General features: G+C 53.1%; 15 protein-coding genes. 9 read left to right on the forward strand and 6 right to left on the reverse strand.

What is annotated here, in order from left to right; translation table 11 throughout:
• Positions 1-217: 217 nt before the first annotated feature.
• The gene (gene pgm / locus JBO43_RS10800; protein WP_103946666.1) at positions 218-1858 is read right to left on the reverse strand and encodes a phosphoglucomutase (alpha-D-glucose-1,6-bisphosphate-dependent); all 1641 of its coding nucleotides are present in this window, start codon (positions 1856-1858) and stop codon (positions 218-220) included.
• 24 nt (positions 1859-1882) lie between these two features.
• Positions 1883-2425 (reverse strand): replication initiation negative regulator SeqA, encoded by a 543-nt coding sequence (gene seqA / locus JBO43_RS10805; RefSeq protein WP_095281248.1) that lies wholly within the window; start codon positions 2423-2425, stop codon positions 1883-1885.
• A gap of 184 nt (positions 2426-2609) precedes the next feature.
• Between seqA and ybfF the strand changes: the two genes are divergently transcribed.
• From ybfF to fur, 4 genes are all read left to right on the forward strand, one after another.
• Positions 2610-3383, forward strand: a complete 774-nt coding sequence (gene ybfF / locus JBO43_RS10810; RefSeq protein WP_202674293.1) for an esterase — start codon at positions 2610-2612, stop codon at positions 3381-3383.
• Between the two features lie 129 nt (positions 3384-3512).
• Positions 3513-3800 (forward strand): LexA regulated protein, encoded by a 288-nt coding sequence (ybfE, locus tag JBO43_RS10815; protein ID WP_095281246.1) that lies wholly within the window; start codon positions 3513-3515, stop codon positions 3798-3800.
• A gap of 157 nt (positions 3801-3957) precedes the next feature.
• Positions 3958-4488 carry a flavodoxin FldA gene (gene fldA, locus JBO43_RS10820; protein ID WP_059178645.1) on the forward strand — a complete coding sequence of 177 codons (531 nt, stop codon included), beginning with the start codon at positions 3958-3960 and terminating at the stop codon, positions 4486-4488.
• Between the two features lie 295 nt (positions 4489-4783).
• Entirely contained in the window at positions 4784-5230 is a 447-nt protein-coding gene (fur, locus tag JBO43_RS10825; protein ID WP_064325325.1) for a ferric iron uptake transcriptional regulator, read from the forward strand.
• A 106-nt stretch (positions 5231-5336) separates the two neighbouring features.
• On the opposite strand, the gene chiQ is transcribed toward fur, so the two are convergent.
• From chiQ to nagE, 4 genes are all read right to left on the reverse strand, one after another.
• Complete coding sequence (gene chiQ / locus JBO43_RS10830) at positions 5337-5666, reverse strand: ChiQ/YbfN family lipoprotein (protein WP_095284209.1); 330 nt, start codon at positions 5664-5666, stop codon at positions 5337-5339.
• Positions 5667-5711: 45 nt separating this feature from the next.
• A complete protein-coding gene (gene chiP / locus JBO43_RS10835; protein ID WP_103946669.1) occupies positions 5712-7112 on the reverse strand; it encodes a chitoporin ChiP in 1401 nt (466 codons plus the stop codon).
• 441 nt (positions 7113-7553) lie between these two features.
• Entirely contained in the window at positions 7554-9221 is a 1668-nt protein-coding gene (gene glnS, locus JBO43_RS10840; protein ID WP_103946670.1) for a glutamine--tRNA ligase, read from the reverse strand.
• Between the two features lie 179 nt (positions 9222-9400).
• On the reverse strand, positions 9401-11419 hold the full coding sequence (gene nagE, locus JBO43_RS10845; RefSeq protein ID WP_095281243.1) for an N-acetylglucosamine-specific PTS transporter subunit IIBC: 2019 nt from the start codon (positions 11417-11419) through the stop codon (positions 9401-9403).
• A gap of 331 nt (positions 11420-11750) precedes the next feature.
• Between nagE and nagB the strand changes: the two genes are divergently transcribed.
• The 5 genes from nagB (at position 11751) to asnB (ending at position 17698) form a co-directional block, all read left to right on the forward strand.
• Entirely contained in the window at positions 11751-12551 is an 801-nt protein-coding gene (nagB, locus tag JBO43_RS10850; protein WP_095281242.1) for a glucosamine-6-phosphate deaminase, read from the forward strand.
• A 54-nt stretch (positions 12552-12605) separates the two neighbouring features.
• Positions 12606-13754, forward strand: coding sequence for an N-acetylglucosamine-6-phosphate deacetylase (nagA, locus tag JBO43_RS10855; RefSeq protein WP_095281241.1), 1149 nt, complete (start codon positions 12606-12608; stop codon positions 13752-13754).
• Positions 13755-13762: 8 nt separating this feature from the next.
• Positions 13763-14983, forward strand: coding sequence for a DNA-binding transcriptional regulator NagC (gene nagC, locus JBO43_RS10860; protein ID WP_095281240.1), 1221 nt, complete (start codon positions 13763-13765; stop codon positions 14981-14983).
• A gap of 47 nt (positions 14984-15030) precedes the next feature.
• The gene (gene nagD, locus JBO43_RS10865) at positions 15031-15783 is read left to right on the forward strand and encodes a ribonucleotide monophosphatase NagD (RefSeq protein WP_095281239.1); all 753 of its coding nucleotides are present in this window, start codon (positions 15031-15033) and stop codon (positions 15781-15783) included.
• A 250-nt stretch (positions 15784-16033) separates the two neighbouring features.
• The gene (gene asnB / locus JBO43_RS10870; protein ID WP_095281238.1) at positions 16034-17698 is read left to right on the forward strand and encodes an asparagine synthase B; all 1665 of its coding nucleotides are present in this window, start codon (positions 16034-16036) and stop codon (positions 17696-17698) included.
• The last annotated feature ends 63 nt before the right edge of the window (positions 17699-17761 follow it).

The following is a 17761-nucleotide window of genomic DNA, read 5'->3' on the forward strand; positions in this document are numbered from 1 at the left end:
TGTGGTGGTACAGCACGAAAGTGGGGGTGATCGACCTGAAGAAAAAGTCGATCACCATGGGTAAAGGATGTTAAATAGTGTTCACCATGTCCCCGAACACCTGTCTACCATGTCCCCGGACCGTACAAGGAGAGGGTTGGGGTGAGGGCATCAGACCGCAGAGCAGTTTTGTAGGCCGGGTAAGGCGGAGCCGCCACCCGGCAAACAGACCGCAGAGTTATGCGTTCTTCAGCACTTCACTCACAATCTCTACCGCTTCTTTCTCAATCAGCTTACGGTGTTCGTCGCCTAAGAAGCTTTCGCAGTAAATTTTGTACGCATCTTCCGTACCGGAAGGACGCGCAGCAAACCAGCCGTTCGCCGTCATCACTTTCAGGCCACCGATAGACGCGCCGTTACCCGGTGCCGCCGTCAGACGCGCGGTGATCGGGTCACCCGCCAGCGTATCCGCGCTCACCATCTCTGGAGAAAGCTTAGACAGCGCCGCTTTCTGCGCGGAAGTAGCACTGGCCTGAATACGGTTGTAGCTCGGCGCACCAAAGCGAGCGGCCAGCTCGTTGTAATGCTCCTGCGGGTTCTTACCGGTGACGGCGGTGATTTCCGCTGCCAGCAGGCACATGATGATGCCGTCTTTATCCGTGGACCACGGCGTACCGTCGAAACGCAGGAATGACGCGCCCGCGCTCTCTTCGCCGCCAAAGCCAAAGCTACCGTCGTGCAAACCATCAACGAACCACTTGAAGCCCACCGGCACTTCTACCAGTTTACGGCCCAGATCGTTCACCACGCGGTCAATCATCGCGGAAGAGACCAGCGTTTTACCGACGGCCACCTCTTTGCCCCACTGTGGACGATGCTGGAACAGATAGTTGATCGCAACGGCCAGATAGTGGTTCGGATTCATCAGGCCCGCAGGGGTGACAATACCGTGACGGTCGTAGTCGGGGTCGTTAGCAAACGCCAGATCGAACTTGTCACGCAGGGCCAGCAGACCGGCCATCGCACACTCGGAGGAGCAGTCCATACGGATGGCGCCGTCTTTGTCGAGGTGCATAAAGCGGAAGGTCTGATCAACCTGATCGTTAACGATGGTCAGATCCAGCTTGTAGAATTCGGCAATGCGCTTCCAGTATTCGATACCGGAGCCGCCGAGCGGGTCCACGCCCAGCTTCAGGCCCGCTTTTTGAATCGCGGCGATATCAACGATATCGGCCAGCCCTTCGATAAACGGCTGAACCAGATCCACTTCTTTCACATGACCGGAAGCCATCGCGGCATCCAGAGAAATACGTTTTACACCTTTCAGACCATCAGCCAACAGCGCATTGGCGCGGTCTTCGACGACTTTGGTGACATTGGTATCAGCCGGGCCACCGTTTGGCGGATTGTATTTGATACCACCGTCGTCCGGCGGGTTGTGCGAAGGGGTGATGACGATACCGTCAGCCTGCGCGCCGCCTTTTTTGTTGTGCACCAGAATGGCATTCGAGACCGCAGGCGTTGGGGTATAGCCGTTGTCTTCCTGCACGATAACGTCAACGCCGTTCGCGGCCAGCACTTCCAGCACGGAAATGAATGCCGGTTCGGACAGCGCATGAGTGTCTTTACCGACATAGCACGGACCGGTCACGCCATTTTTGGCGCGTTCTTCCGCGATGGCCTGGGCAATGGCCAGAATATGCGGTTCGTTAAAGCTGTGGCGCGCCGCGCTGCCACGGTGGCCAGACGTCCCAAACTTCACTGCGTGTTCTGCGTTACCCACTTCTGGCTTCAGTACATAGTACTGAGCGGTAAGTTGAGCGACGTTAATCAAATCGCTTTGTTGTGCAGGCTGACCCGCACGATCGTGATTTGCCATTGCCTGGTCCTTCCTGTGCAAGGGTTAAATGGTACCGCAAACCTTTTCAATCAATTCCGCCGGGAATTGCATCGACTGCATGATGTGTTCGACCATGCTGCATTTGCGTCCGGTATTGGTATTGGTGATCACCCAGTACGGCGTACCAGGGACATGTTTAGGCTTGGTTTGATTGCCGTTTGCAATCAGCGTTTGCTCGTCGATCGCGAAGTAGACGCGGGTACGGCCATGAAGCGAATCGGTGGCTTCAGCAAACGCTTTGTTATCCAGTGAATAGAGTGTAGACAGCACCAGCATAAAGCGGTTAACCGCTTTTTTCTGCTCGGCGTATTCATCGGAAAGCAGCAGTTCACGCACCGCGCGCACTTTATCTTTCACCGGAGCGACGGCTTTAACTTCAGCAACCGCATTTGGCTGACGAACCTCTTTAGAAACCGGAGTTGCAGGCTGTGAGGCGGCGGAAAATTTCAGCATACGCCGTAAAATGTCGGACGCACTCTCGCCAATATGTCGCGTGTGGCTGGCAATATACTGATAGAGCTCATCATCAACTTCGATTGTTTTCATCTTAATCCAGTGCAATATCTTATCTGAATACAAGTCGTTGGGATTATAAGGGCTAATCCCAACCGCGAATAGGGTCAAGCCCGGCCAGCGGCAAAAAGTCAGATTAAACTGGAACCTTGCAGCCGGGCGGCAGAATGGTCAACATAATACCCTAACCTGACACCTGTAAAAAAAGAACTTTGCCATGAAATTGAATAGCCGAGCGCAATCTGCACAATCGCCGAACAATAATTCCCCCATCGTACTGGTTCATGGCCTGTTTGGCAGTCTCGATAACCTGGGCGTGCTGGCGCGCGATCTGGTGGCCGACCACGATATCCTGCAGGTGGATATGCGCAACCACGGGCTTTCCGATCGCAGCCCGGAGATGACCTACAGTGTGATGGCGCAGGATCTGCTGGATACGCTCGATGCGAACAATATTGAAAAGGCGACGCTGATTGGCCATTCGATGGGTGGCAAAGCGGTGATGGCGCTGACGGCGCTGGCGCCTGAGCGTATCGATCAGCTGGTAGTGATTGATGTCGCGCCGGTGGATTATGACGTGCGCCGTCACGACGAAATTTTTGCCGCCATTAATGCCGTGACCGATGCAGGCGTGTCGACTCGCCAGCAAGCCGCTGCGGTAATGCGCGAGCATCTTGATGAAGAAGGCGTGGTGCAGTTTCTGCTGAAATCATTCGTCGATGGCGCATGGCGTTTTAATGTGCCGGTGCTGTGGGACCAGTATTCGGATATTGTCGGCTGGCAGAAGGTTCCGGCCTGGCCGCACCCTACCCTGTTCATTCGCGGGGGCAATTCTCCGTATGTGACCGACGCATATCGCGACGCCCTGTTGGCGCAATTCCCACAGGCGCGTGCGCATGTGATTGCCGGAGCCGGGCACTGGGTTCACGCCGAAAAACCAGAAGCGGTGCTGCGAGCAATACGCCGCTATCTCTCTGATAACGCGATTTGATTAAAAAGCCAGCGACTGATTGCCCGCAGGCTACCAGTCGTTGGCGTGCAGGTTGACGTCATGTATGATGTCGCGCTCATCGCCCCGGCAATAGCAGGGCTGCTTGTTTTCCCCCGAAGTCTCTGAATCATGGCCAAAGAACAAACGGACCGCACGACATTAGATCTGTTCGCGACTGAACGTCGACCGGGACGACCAAAAACCAATCCGCTTTCGCGTGATGAACAGTTGCGCATCAATAAGCGCAATCAGCTGAAACGCGACAAGAGTCGTGGGCTTAAACGCGTCGAGCTAAAACTCAACGCGGAGGCTGTCGACGCCTTAACGGAGCTGGCCGATGCGCGCGAGATCAGCCGCAGTGAGCTGATTGAAGAGATGCTGATGGCACAACTTCAGGCATGGCGCAGCACCAGGTGATCGTCCGAAAATCCACCCAATAGTCCTTTTCATGTAGCACAGAGTGCAGTCCCGCGTGATAGCTGTTTCCGCAGACTTCCCTGTTCTGCTATGATTGCCCTTATCCGTGGACAAATTGCGCCACCATACCATTAAGTTTCAAGAGGTTATTTCACTCATGGCAATCATCGGCATTTTTTTCGGCAGCGATACCGGTAATACCGAAAACATCGCAAAAAACATTCAAAAACAGCTTGGTAAAGACGTTGCCGACGTGCATGACATTGCTAAGAGCAGCAAGGAAGATCTCGAAGGCTACGATATTCTGCTGCTCGGCATTCCGACCTGGTACTACGGCGAAGCGCAGTGTGACTGGGATGATTTCTTCCCGACGCTGGAAGAAGTCGATTTCAACGGCAAGCTCGTGGCCCTGTTTGGCTGCGGCGACCAGGAAGACTACGCGGAATACTTCTGTGATGCGCTGGGGACTATTCGCGACATCATTGAACCACGCGGTGCCGCGATCGTCGGCCACTGGCCAACGGCGGGCTATCATTTCGAAGCCTCTAAAGGCCTGGCGGACGACGATCACTTTGTCGGACTGGCGATTGACGAAGACCGTCAGCCAGAATTGACCGCAGAGCGCGTCGACAAGTGGGTAAAACAGATCCGCGAAGAACTGCACCTCGACGATATTCTGAACGCCTGATCAAATCTGTGAGGCATGGCGATTTACGCCATGCCTCATTGATAGATAATTCCAATCAAAATAATTGCTACAAATTTTTAACTTTTGTGTTCATACCTGTACAATGTCCCAGGGTTACAGTGGATGCCATCGAACAAGTTTGTTGGTGATACCACGTTTTTATAAGCATACTTTGCTTGAGACTTGCAGTTTTCATTTAGGCATGGCAGTTCTATAATGAGACGCATTATCCCAACTGCATTTTCTTTCATTTCCTCTAAAGAAGTGAACCGTTTAGCAACAGGACAGATTCCGCATGACTGACAACAATACCGCATTAAAGAAGGCTGGCCTGAAAGTGACGCTTCCTCGTTTAAAAATCCTGGAAGTTCTGCAAGGACCGGACAACCATCACGTCAGTGCGGAAGACTTATACAAACGTCTGATCGACATGGGCGAAGAGATTGGACTGGCGACCGTATACCGCGTTCTGAACCAGTTTGATGACGCCGGAATTGTCACCCGCCACAATTTTGAAGGCGGTAAATCCGTTTTCGAACTGACGCAGCAGCATCACCACGATCACCTGATTTGCCTCGACTGCGGCAAGGTGATTGAGTTTAGCGATGACTCTATCGAAGCACGTCAGCGTGAAATCGCCACTCGTCATGGCATCCGTCTGACCAACCATAGCCTGTATCTGTATGGTCACTGTGCTGAAGGCGATTGCCGCGAAAACGAGCACGCTCACGATACAAAATAATCGTGTTTTCATACTCTGAGCCAACCTGACGGTTGGCTTTTTTTTGCCTGAAATAAATGCAAAAACGCCCGGCGAGCTTTCGCTGCCGGGCGTTAATCAACGCGAATTACTGCGCGTTATTGTTGCGAATCTCCTGCCAGAGCTGACCGCAATCGGCTTTCACCGCTTCGCCATTACCCGTCTTACGCGCCTGGATACAGGCCTGGTAATCCATCACGCGGACGTTTTCCTGCGTGGCGAACTGCTCATGTGCCTTTTCTTTCTTCAGTACCGTCAACACGCTCTGACAGGCCTGGATTTTTTCCGGCGAGCCTTCAGCGGTATTGATACAGGTGCTGTAAGCCTCTTTGAGACGAGAATCTTCTTTCGGGGCCTGAGGCTGAGCGCACGCAGCCAGTCCTGATGCCAGTACTGCGACAATGACTAATTTCTTCAACATGTCGGTCTCCATTCCGGCGGGAATGTCCCGCCGGACAGTTCATCAGAAGATGGTAAATGGCGCGATAACCATGAATTTCACGTCACGCTCATCCTGGAAGATGTTGCCGTAACCGCCTGCATAGCTTGGAATGTCGGAATGGTTGTCATACTGCGTGAAGTGCAGTTTGAACATAGTGCCTTTAGCGCGACCGTCCTGCAGGGTGTACATCGCATCGAGACTGTAAGAAGACTCTTTCAGACGATAGTTAGGATCGTAGTAAGCGTCTGGCGTCGCCATGTCACCCGGCTTCGCATCCCATGCGTAAGCGTAGGAAGCACCCACTGCCCAGCCCGGAAGATTCCAGTTTTTCAGGTCATACATCGCACCGAAGAAGAGTGCTTTTTCGCCGTCGGCGTTGAAGTCAGAGCGGTTATCCCACCAGATATCCAGACGACCGTTGGACGATGCATAGGTTGGCGTCATACGCTGAAGGAAGTAGCCCTGCTGCCCTTCGGCTTTGACGTAAGTCCCTTCGAGGCGTAAATCCACCTGCCCGATTTTGTAGCCAAAAGTCAGCGCCTGCAGCCATGCGGTGCCGTCATACAGATCGTTCACGCTGCCATCGCTGACTTTGTCGCGTGTGCCGTAGAACTGGTAGCTGGTGGTCAATGGGCCACCAACGATATCGAATTTGTAGCTGGCTTTGGCGAAGTACTGATCGACATAACCTTCAGCCTGACCAAACGCCGCTTCCAGCACGAGATCGTTTTTGAAGTCATATTTCGCGCCGAGAGAGTGGAGATATTCCACGCGGGTCTTTTTATCGTTCTGGTAGAACTTGTCCATCTCGATGTGCCACGGCGCTTTGTACTCGTTGGTCCACATGTAGGAGAAGCTCAACGCACCCGCATCGCCGTAATCAAAGTTTGCCCCAGCTTCAGCACCCTGATAGGTACCCGGCATAAAGCTCCAGTGTGGTGCTAACAGCGTCTGGCCGGTTGGCTGAATGTAACCGCCACGCGCCCATACTGGACCGTATTTGAATTTAGCTGCCGCTTTATACAGGCTGATCCCGCTCTTATCGCCAGACCAGTCTTCTTTGTAGGCTTTGTTACTGGAGGAGAACGCGATTTCGTTGGGGTGCGCGCTATCGCCGTTTTCCGCCATTTCGATAGCGGTGAACGCAGCAATATCCAGACCGAACATATCAGCGGCATAACCAGACTGGAAATCCAGGTTAGCGTTCCAGGTGGAGTGAGAAAGGTTTACTTTGTATTTGTCGCCATCGGTGACGTCTTTACGGTCACGTTCACGTTGCCAGTAATAGATACCGCCCGTGAGTGTCGAATCATCGATAAAGCCTGCTGCCTGAGCCTGCGGAGCTGCAATAAAGCCCGACATTGCTGTCACACCGGCGATAGCCATCGCCAGCGCACTACGTTTGCCACTGAACGTACGCATAGATTGTTCCTCTTTGACGAATAAAAGCGCCTTAAACGGCGAAAAATCTAAAAGACCTAATGGTCAGGGGTAGTCAGAAATACCCTCGAATTAACTACCGCCTTTAGACTATTTTTCGCGACGCGAATTATCAATGCTTTTCAGTGAGCAAAATGCAGGATTATGACGAAGTGCACATAATTGGTAGCGATTTGAAACATATCGCTTCCGACAAGGCTTAAGCGGAAAAAATCGGTAAAATTCAGTAGGTAAACTTATTTGATAGCGCTTACATCTCTTTATTCGACTTAATTCAAGTTACTCGAAACTTTATTAAAAAAAATAAGTAGCAGCTCATTGACGCACTATTTTTACGTCAAAAATATTCACTTCAAGTAATCGCATGATCGATAAGCAAAAAAAACGCCGCGTTAAGCGGCGTTTGTCTCTCATTGACCAGGCTTACTCGCCAGCTTTGGCCCAGGTATCACGCAGACCAACGGTACGGTTAAATACCAGTTTGGTAGCGGTTGCATAACGGCTGTCAAGGCAGAAGTAACCTTCACGCTCGAACTGATACGCTTTACCCGCTTCGGCTGTTTTCAGGGAAGGTTCTGCATAACCCTGCTTGATAACCAATGATTCCTGGTTGATGGTCGCCAGGAAATCTTCCGCCGCGCCAGGGTTCGGAATGCTGAACAGACGATCGTACAGACGAATTTCGACCGGCAGCGCGTGTGCTGCGCTCACCCAGTGAATCACGCCTTTCACTTTGCGTCCGTCCGCAGGGTCTTTGCTCAGGGTCTCCGCGTCGTAGCTGCAGAAGATAGTGGTGATGTTGCCTTCGGCGTCTTTCTCAACGCGCTCAGCTTTAATCACGTACGCATTGCGCAGGCGAACTTCTTTGCCCAGCACCAGACGTTTGTACTGCTTGTTCGCTTCTTCGCGGAAGTCAGCGCGATCGATCCAGATCTCAGCGCTGAACGGCACTTCACGGCTGCCCATTTCCGGTTTGTTCGGATGGTTCGGCATGGTGACCTGCTCGCTTTCGCCCTGCGGGTAGTTTTCGATAACCAGTTTAACCGGATCGATAACTGCCATAGCGCGCGGCGCGTTTTCGTTCAGATCTTCGCGAATGCAGGATTCCAGAGACGCCATCTCAATGGTGTTGTCCTGCTTGGTCACGCCGATACGTTTGATGAACTCGCGAATAGCCGCTGCGGTATAGCCACGACGACGCAGACCAGAGATAGTCGGCATACGCGGGTCATCCCAGCCTTCGACATGCTTGTCGGTCACCAGCAGGTTCAGCTTGCGCTTGGACATCACGGTGTATTCCAGATTCAGACGAGAGAATTCGTACTGACGCGGATGCACAGGGATGGTGATGTTATCCAGAACCCAATCGTACAGACGACGGTTGTCCTGGAACTCCAGCGTACACAGAGAGTGCGTAATGCCTTCCAGCGCATCGCTGATGCAGTGGGTGAAGTCGTACATCGGGTAGATGCACCACTTGTTGCCAGTCTGGTGGTGCTCGGCAAATTTAATGCGATACAGCACCGGATCGCGCATCACGATGAACGGTGACGCCATGTCGATTTTGGCACGCAGACAGGCTTTGCCTTCTTCGAAGCCACCTGCACGCATTTTCTCGAACAGCGCGAGGTTTTCTTCGACGCTGCGATCGCGGAACGGGCTGTTTTTACCCGGCGCCGTCAGCGAGCCACGGTATTCGCGGATTTCGTCAGCAGACAGCTCGTCAACGTAGGCCAGGCCTTTGTTGATAAGCTCTACGGCGTACGCGTGCAGCTGATCGAAATAGTCCGAGGAGTAGCAGATATCGCCAGACCAGCTGAAGCCTAACCATTGCACGTCGTTCTTAATGGACTCAACGTATTCGATGTCTTCTTTAACAGGGTTAGTGTCATCGAAACGCAGGTTGCATTGGCCCTGGTAGTCTTGCGCAATGCCGAAGTTCAGGCAGATGGATTTCGCATGACCGATATGCAGGTAGCCGTTTGGCTCCGGCGGGAAACGGGTATGAACTGTGGTGTGCTTACCACTGGCCAGATCTTCATCGATGATCTGGCGAATAAAGTTACTCGGGCGGGCTTCAGCCTCACTCATCGTGGATTCCTCAAAGCGTCAACAACGTATAACGGGATATGATCTTATAAGCCGGACGTAGTGACAACCTTTAGTTATGCAAAAAATGGCTTTGAAGTGAATATTGGGGAGGATTGCTGCAAAAAAAAGCGGCGGAGGATTACCCCCGCCGCTTAAGGCATGACTCTACTCAGGAGCGATTACTTGCCTTTAATCTCGTACAGTGGCGTTTGACCGGCAACGACCTGACCTTTCGCCTGGAGAACCAGACCGCTAAAGTCGTCGATGTTGCTGCAAACAACCGGGCTAATCATGGAGCGCGCATTGGCGTTCAGGAAGTCCAGATCCATTTCCAGAATCGGCTGACCTGCCACCACTTCGGCACCCTCTTCAACCAGACGCGTGAAGCCTTGACCACCCAGGGCAACGGTGTCGATACCCATGTGGACCACGATCTCAGCACCCTTCTCAGTTTCGAGGCAGAACGCATGGTTGGTGTTGAAGATTTTCACGATGGTGCCGGCTGCTGGAGAAACCACGGTTTTTTCCGTTGGTTTCACTGCTACGCCGTCACCGACCGCTTTGCTGGCGAATGCTTCATCAGGAACCTGCTCCAGGGCAACGACTTCACCGGTGACTGGAGAAACCAGCGCCGCGATGGTGGTAGCGTTAGGAACCGCCTGAGGTTTAGCCGCAACAGGTGCAGCGGCGACAGGAGCAGCTTCAGAAGCCGCTACCGGACCGGTGGTTTTCATGGCGTTAGCGATTTTTTCCGCCACGAAGCCTACGATAATCTGCACGCTGGTTTTGTTCAGACGAATCACACCAGATGCACCCAGGCGTTTTGCCAGCGCTTCGTTAACCAGAGAAGAATCTTTCACGTTGAGGCGCAGACGCGTGATACAGGCGTCGATGCCGGTCAGGTTGTCAGAACCACCAACAGCGGCGATGTACTGACGCGCCAGGCCTGCAACGTCCTGCTCTTTATCACCGCTCACATTCACGTCCTGGCCATCAGCTTCGCTACCGGCAACAGCCAGCTCGCGACCCGGAGTCATCAGGTTGAATTTGGTGATAGTGAAGCGGAACACCACGTAGTAAATCACGAAGAACACCAGACCCTGAGGGATCAGCATCCACCAGTGAGTCGCCAGCGGGTTACGGGACGACAGCACCATATCCACCAGACCCGCACTGAAGCCGAAGCCTGCAATCCAGTGCATCGAAGCAGCGATGAACACGGAGATACCGGTCAACACAGCGTGGATCACGTACAGAACCGGCGCCACGAACATGAAGGAGAATTCCAGCGGCTCGGTGATACCGGTGAAGAAGGCCGCGAATGCGCCTGCCATCATGATACCCAGAACTTTCGCTTTGTTCTCTGGACGTGCGCAGTGGTAGATGGCCAGCGCCGCACCCGGCAGACCGAACATCATAATCGGGAAGAAGCCCGCCTGATAACGACCGGTAATACCGACAATGCCTTTACCTGTTTCGATGGACTGTGCGCCGCCGAGGAAGTTAGGGATATCGTTAATACCTGCAACGTCAAACCAGAACACGGAGTTCAGGGCGTGGTGCAGACCGACCGGAATCAACAGACGGTTGAAGAAGGCGTAAATACCTGCGCCCGCAGAACCGAGTTTCTGAATGTGCTCACCGAAGTTTACCAGACCGTCGAAGATAACCGGCCAGACGTACATCAGGATGAACGCCACAGCGATCATGACGAAGGAGGTCAGAATCGGCACCAGACGACGGCCGCTGAAGAACGACAGCGCCTTCGGCAGCTCAACGCCGCTGAAGCGGTTGTACAGTTCTGCAGAGATGATACCCACGAGGATACCGACGAACTGGTTGCTGATCTTACCGAACGCAGCAGGCACCTGGTCCACTGGGATCTTCTGAATCATGGCAACCGCTGCCGGAGAACAGAGTGTGGTCAACACCAGGAAGCCCACAAAACCGGTTAATGCTGCTGCACCGTCTTTATCTTTGGACATACCGTAAGCGACACCAATCGCAAACAGCACAGACATATTGTCGATGATCGCGGAACCGGACTTGATGAACAGCGCCGCAAGTGCGTTATCACCACCCCAGCTTACTGGGTCAATCCAGTAGCCCACACCCATCAGAATTGCTGCCGCTGGCAGCGTGGCAACCGGCACCATCAGTGCGCGGCCAACCTTTTGTAAATAACCTAGAATACTCACTTGTGCTTCCCCCTATGAGACCCCGTTTAAGGCACGTTCTCAGCTGTTTTTTATTGTGTCACTAACTTATCGATACAGTTGATGAATCACTGGCATTCTGAGTGTGTGAGAAATTAATTCGTATCGCAAATTAAATGCATACTTTTTGTGAGTTTTGTCACCAAATTCCGTTATTAACCCTCCCTTTTGCTGGCTAACAGTGAAAACTTATTTTATCATTCAAAAAATCAAGTCGGATTGACCCCTGCCCTGCGTGATCCAGGTTACGCTTATTTAAGGTCAAGGCGCGCCATCCGCCCACTTTTTTTAACTTTAACTTTAGAGGTGAACAATGAGACTGATTCCCCTGGCTACAGCTGAACAAGTCGGTAAATGGGCTGCACGCCATATCGTTAACCGTATCAACGCGTTCAAACCTACTGCCGATCGTCCTTTCGTTCTCGGCCTGCCAACCGGTGGCACCCCGCTGACCGCGTATAAGGCTCTGGTCGAAATGCATAAATCAGGCCAGGTTAGCTTTAAACATGTTGTGACCTTCAACATGGACGAATACGTAGGCTTAGCGAAGGAGCATCCGGAGAGCTACCATAGCTTCATGCACCGCAATTTCTTTGATCACGTTGATATTCAACCTGAAAATATTAACCTGCTGAATGGCAACGCGCCTGATATTGACGCAGAATGCCGTCAGTACGAAGAAAAAATCCGCTCTTATGGCAAAATTAACCTGTTCATGGGCGGCGTGGGTAACGACGGTCATATCGCGTTCAACGAACCGGCTTCTTCACTGGCCTCTCGTACCCGTATTAAAACCCTGACCCATGACACCCGCGTGGCAAACTCCCGCTTCTTTGACGGCGACGTGAATCAGGTGCCTAAATACGCCCTGACCGTTGGCGTGGGCACCCTGCTGGATGCCGAAGAAGTGATGATTCTGGTGCTGGGCAATGTGAAAGCACAGGCGCTGCAAGCCGCCGTTGAAGGCAACGTGAACCACATGTGGACCATCAGCTGCCTGCAGCTGCATCCAAAAGCCGTGGTGGTATGCGACGAGCCATCTACGATGGAACTGAAAGTGAAGACGCTGAAATACTTCAACGAGTTAGAAGCTGAAAATATTAAAGGTCTGTAATTGACTAGCCGCCTCTTCCCAAAGAGGCGGCTGAATTTTTAAACCGGGGGTCTTATGTACGCTTTAACCCACGGTCGGATTTATACCGGCCATGAAATTCTGGATGACCATGCGATTGTTATCGCCAATGGCTTGATTGAACGTGTCTGCCCGCAGGCTGAACTGCCGCCGGAGATCGAACAACGCTCACTCAATGGAGCAATCATCTCCCCCGGTTTTATCGACGTCCAGCTGAACGGCTGCGGCGGCGTGCAGTTCAACGACTCGCCAGAGGCAGTCACCGTTGAAACGCTGGAGATCATGCAGAAAGCCAACGAGAAATCGGGCTGTACCAGCTATCTGCCAACACTCATTACCTCCGACGACGAATTAATGAAGCAAGGTATCCGCGTGATGCGTGAATACCTGGCGAAATATCCGCATCAGGCGCTGGGTCTGCACCTTGAAGGTCCGTGGCTGAACATCGTCAAGAAAGGCACGCATAACCCGAATTACGTGCGCAAGCCGGACGCCGAGCTGGTCGATTTCATGTGCGCCAACGCGGACGTGATCACCAAAGTAACGCTGGCGCCTGAAATGACCGGGCCAGAAGTGATAAGTCAACTGGCAGCCGCGGGTATCGTGGTTTCTGCGGGTCATTCCAACGCCACGCTCGCCGAAGCCAAAACCGGTTTCCGTGCAGGTATTACCTTTGCAACGCACCTTTATAACGCGATGCCGTACATTACCGGTCGTGAACCTGGGCTGGTCGGTGCGATTCTTGATGAGCCAGACGTTTACTGTGGCATTATCGCTGATGGCCTGCATGTGGATTACACCAATATCCGCAACGCGAAACGCCTCAAGGGCGATAAGCTGTGCCTGGTGACTGATGCCACGGCGCCAGCAGGGGCAAACATTGAGCAGTTCATTTTTGCTGGTAAAACAATATACTACCGCAATGGACTGTGCGTGGATGAGAACGGAACGCTGAGCGGCTCGGCGCTGACGATGATCGAAGGGGTACGTAACCTGGTTGAACATTGCGGCATTGCGCTGGATGAAGTGCTGCGTATGGCAACACTCTACCCGGCTCGCGCTATCGGCGTGGATAAAGAGCTGGGCGGTATCGCACCGGGCATGGTGGCCAACCTCACCGCCTTCACACGCGATTATAAAATTATTAAGACCATCGTTAATGGTAACGAGGTCGTCACTGAGTAAGTAAAAGTATGACATCTGGCGGACAAGCTCAAATTGGTAATGTTGACCTCGTTAAACAACTTAACAGTGCGGCGGTGTATCGCCTGATTGACCAGCATGGTCCGATCTCGCGCATACAGATTGCCGAACAGAGCCAGCTTGCACCCGCCAGCGTGACTAAAATCACGCGTCAGCTTATTGAGCGCGGCTTGATTAAAGAAGTCGATCAGCAGGCCTCCACCGGGGGCCGCCGCGCCATCTCTATCATTACTGAAACCCGCAATTTCCACGCCATTGGCGTGCGCCTGGGTCGTCATGACACCACGCTCACTCTGTATGATTTGAGCAGCAAAGTAGTGGCAGAAGAACACTATCCCCTGCCGGAACGCACGCAAGAAACGCTGGAACACGCCCTGCTGAATACCATTGCGCAGTTTATTGAAAGCTGCCAGCGTAAAATCCGCGAGCTGATCGCCATCTCGGTTATCCTGCCTGGCCTGGTCGACCCGGAAAGCGGCGTGATTCGTTATATGCCGCATATTCAGGTTGAAAACTGGGGGCTGGTCGGTGCGCTGGAAAAACGTTTCAACGTCACCTGTTATGTCGGGCACGATATCCGCAGCCTGGCGCTGGCGGAGCACTACTTTGGTGCGAGTCAGGATTGCGAAGACTCTATTCTGGTGCGCGTACACCGAGGAACAGGTGCCGGGATTATCTCCAACGGACGCATTTTTATTGGCCGTAACGGCAACGTCGGTGAGATTGGACACATTCAGGTAGACCCGCTTGGCGAGCGCTGCCACTGCGGCAATTTTGGTTGTCTGGAAACGGTCGCCGCCAATGCTGCGATTGAACATCGTGTGCGCCATTTGCTTGAACAGGGCTATCAAAGCCGCATCACGCTGGAAGACTGCAAGATCAACACCATCTGCAAAGCCGCCAACAAAGGCGACGCCCTCGCCTGCGAAGTGATTGAGCAAGTGGGCCGTCATTTGGGCAAAACCATCGCCATTGCCATCAACCTGTTTAACCCGCAGAAAGTGGTGATCGCCGGTGAGATCACCGAGGCTGAGAAAGTGCTGCTTCCGGCGATCGAAGGCTGCATTAATACTCAGGCGCTGAAAGCCTTCCGTCAGAATCTGCCGGTGGTGCGCTCGACGCTCGATCATCGCTCCGCCATTGGCGCTTTTGCGCTGGTGAAACGCGCCATGCTTAACGGTCTGCTGCTCCAGCGTTTGCTGGAAAGCTAAGAGCGCTTTATAGTGACGCCTTCTTTTTTTGAGATGCCAGGTAGTTCATGACCATTCAGAATGTGATTTGTGATATTGACGGCGTGCTGATGCACGATAACGTTGCGGTGCCCGGTGCCGCTGAGTTTCTGAACCGTATTCTGGAAAAAGGAATGCCGCTGGTTCTGCTGACCAACTATCCGTCGCAGACCGGGCAGGATCTGGCCAACCGCTTCGCCACCGCTGGCGTCGACGTGCCGGATAGCGTGTTTTACACCTCCGCGATGGCGACCGCCGATTTCCTGAAACGTCAGGAAGGGAAAAAAGCGTACGTGGTCGGCGAAGGCGCATTAATCCATGAGCTGTATAAAGCAGGCTTTACCATCACCGATGTGAATCCTGATTTTGTGATTGTCGGCGAGACCCGCTCCTTTAACTGGGAAATGATGCACAAAGCGGCCTACTTCGTGGCGAACGGCGCACGCTTTATTGCCACCAACCCGGACACTCATGGCCGTGGCTACTACCCGGCGTGCGGTGCGCTCTGTGCCGGTATCGAGAAAATATCTGGCCGCAAACCCTTTGTAGTGGGCAAACCGAGCCCGTGGATTGTCCGCGCGGCGCTCAACAAAATGCAGGCCCACTCCGAGCACACGGTGATTGTCGGCGATAATCTGCGCACCGATATTCTGGCCGGTTTCCAGGCCGGGCTTGAAACGATCCTTGTGCTCTCGGGTGTGTCGACGCTCGACGACATCGACGCCATGCCGTTCCGACCGAGCTGGATTTATCCGTCGGTGGCTGAAATCGACGTTATCTGACAAAAAACCACGCCCTCGAGCGTGGTTTTTCATTTTTAAGCCGCAAAAACATCACCGCATCTAACAAAAATCGTCATTCATTGAATAATCATCAATAAAACCGCTCGCGACATACTCTTTTTTCAACATTCGGCAATGCCTGTTGCGTTATTTGCTTTTCCACCCGTAAAAGTGTTGCGCGCACACCCTGTTTTGCGGCATTTTCATAAGCAAGCAACATCACACTGCAACAGGGTTAACGGAGAAGGTTATGTGTTCAATTTTTGGCGTACTGGATATTAAAACTGACGCGGGCGAACTGCGTAAAAAGGCACTGGAGCTTTCTCGCCTGATGCGCCATCGCGGCCCAGACTGGTCCGGCGTGTACGCAAGCGATAAAGCCATTTTAGCTCACGAACGTCTGTCGATTGTCGACGTCAACGCCGGTGCCCAGCCGCTGTATAACGAGAAAAAAACGCACGCGCTGGCCGTTAACGGTGAAATCTACAACCATCAGGCGCTGCGCGCAGAGTATGGCGACCGCTACGCCTTCCAGACCGGTTCCGACTGCGAAGTGATCCTTGCCCTGTATCAGGAAAAAGGGCCTGAGTTCCTCGACGATCTGCAGGGCATGTTTGCCTTCGCGCTGTACGATAGCGAAAAAGACGCCTACCTGATCGGCCGCGATCATCTCGGTATTATTCCGCTGTACATGGGCCACGACGAACACGGTAACTTCTACGTTGCCTCTGAAATGAAAGCCCTGGTCCCGGTTTGCCGCACCATTAAAGAGTTCCCGGCCGGCAGCTATCTATGGAGCAAAGACGGCGAAATTCGCCATTACTATCAGCGTGACTGGTTTGATTTTGACGCAGTGAAAGACAACGTCACCGACAAAAACGAACTGCGTCAGGCGCTGGAAGACTCCGTCAAAAGCCACCTGATGTCAGATGTGCCGTACGGTGTGCTGCTTTCTGGTGGGCTGGATTCCTCCGTTATCTCTGCCATCACCAAGAAATTCGCCGCACGTCGCGTGGAAGACGGTGAACGCTCTGAGGCCTGGTGGCCGCAACTGCACTCCTTCGCCGTAGGCCTCGAAGGTGCGCCGGATCTGAAAGCCGCGCAGGAAGTGGCAAACCATCTGGGCACCGTGCACCATGAAATTCACTTCACCGTGCAGGAAGGTCTGGATGCGATTCGCGACGTTATCTATCACATCGAAACTTACGATGTGACCACCATTCGCGCCTCGACGCCGATGTATCTGATGTCGCGTAAAATCAAAGCGATGGGCATTAAAATGGTGCTGTCGGGCGAAGGTTCTGACGAAGTGTTTGGCGGATACCTGTATTTCCATAAAGCGCCAAACGCCAAAGAGTTGCACGAAGAGACGGTGCGTAAACTGCAGGCGCTGCACATGTTTGACTGTGCTCGTGCGAACAAAGCGATGTCTGCGTGGGGCGTTGAAGCCCGCGTGCCGTTCCTGGATAAATCGTTCCTCGACGTGGCGATGCGCATCAACCCGCAGGATAAAATGTGCGGCAACGGGAAAATGGAAAAACATATTCTGCGTGAATGTTTTGAATCTTACCTGCCAGCAAGCGTCGCATGGCGTCAGAAAGAGCAGTTCTCTGATGGCGTGGGCTACAGCTGGATCGATACTCTGAAAGAAGTGGCGGCGAAGCAAGTGACCGATCAACAGCTGGAAACCGCCAGCTTCCGCTTCCCGTACAACACGCCAGGCTCGAAAGAAGCATATTTGTACCGTGAAATTTTCGAAGAGCTGTTCCCGGTACCGAGCGCTGCGGAATGTGTTCCTGGCGGCCCGTCAGTGGCCTGCTCCTCGGCGAAAGCCATCGAATGGGATGAATCTTTCAAATCCATGAACGATCCATCAGGACGCGCTGTCGGGGTTCACCAGTCAGCGTATAAGTAATCGCAGAGATCGCATGAAGGCCCTTCGGGGCCTTTTTTATTGCTCACGTTTTGCTGAACAAAA

Source organism: Lelliottia jeotgali, from assembly GCF_016771845.1.
Taxonomy (GTDB): Bacteria; Pseudomonadota; Gammaproteobacteria; order Enterobacterales; family Enterobacteriaceae; genus Enterobacter; species Enterobacter jeotgali.

What these genes read in the sequence shown, in the direction of transcription:
- pgm (WP_103946666.1), bottom strand. Translation starts at nt 1,858, where the DNA reads ATGGCAAATCACGATCGTGCGGGTCAGCCTGCACAACAAAGCGATTTG.
- seqA (WP_095281248.1), bottom strand. Translation starts at nt 2,425, where the DNA reads ATGAAAACAATCGAAGTTGATGATGAGCTCTATCAGTATATTGCCAGC.
- ybfF (WP_202674293.1), top strand. Translation starts at nt 2,610, where the DNA reads ATGAAATTGAATAGCCGAGCGCAATCTGCACAATCGCCGAACAATAAT.
- ybfE (WP_095281246.1), top strand. Translation starts at nt 3,513, where the DNA reads ATGGCCAAAGAACAAACGGACCGCACGACATTAGATCTGTTCGCGACT.
- fldA (WP_059178645.1), top strand. Translation starts at nt 3,958, where the DNA reads ATGGCAATCATCGGCATTTTTTTCGGCAGCGATACCGGTAATACCGAA.
- fur (WP_064325325.1), top strand. Translation starts at nt 4,784, where the DNA reads ATGACTGACAACAATACCGCATTAAAGAAGGCTGGCCTGAAAGTGACG.
- chiP (WP_103946669.1), bottom strand. Translation starts at nt 7,112, where the DNA reads ATGCGTACGTTCAGTGGCAAACGTAGTGCGCTGGCGATGGCTATCGCC.
- glnS (WP_103946670.1), bottom strand. Translation starts at nt 9,221, where the DNA reads ATGAGTGAGGCTGAAGCCCGCCCGAGTAACTTTATTCGCCAGATCATC.
- nagB (WP_095281242.1), top strand. Translation starts at nt 11,751, where the DNA reads ATGAGACTGATTCCCCTGGCTACAGCTGAACAAGTCGGTAAATGGGCT.
- nagA (WP_095281241.1), top strand. Translation starts at nt 12,606, where the DNA reads ATGTACGCTTTAACCCACGGTCGGATTTATACCGGCCATGAAATTCTG.
- nagC (WP_095281240.1), top strand. Translation starts at nt 13,763, where the DNA reads ATGACATCTGGCGGACAAGCTCAAATTGGTAATGTTGACCTCGTTAAA.
- nagD (WP_095281239.1), top strand. Translation starts at nt 15,031, where the DNA reads ATGACCATTCAGAATGTGATTTGTGATATTGACGGCGTGCTGATGCAC.
- asnB (WP_095281238.1), top strand. Translation starts at nt 16,034, where the DNA reads ATGTGTTCAATTTTTGGCGTACTGGATATTAAAACTGACGCGGGCGAA.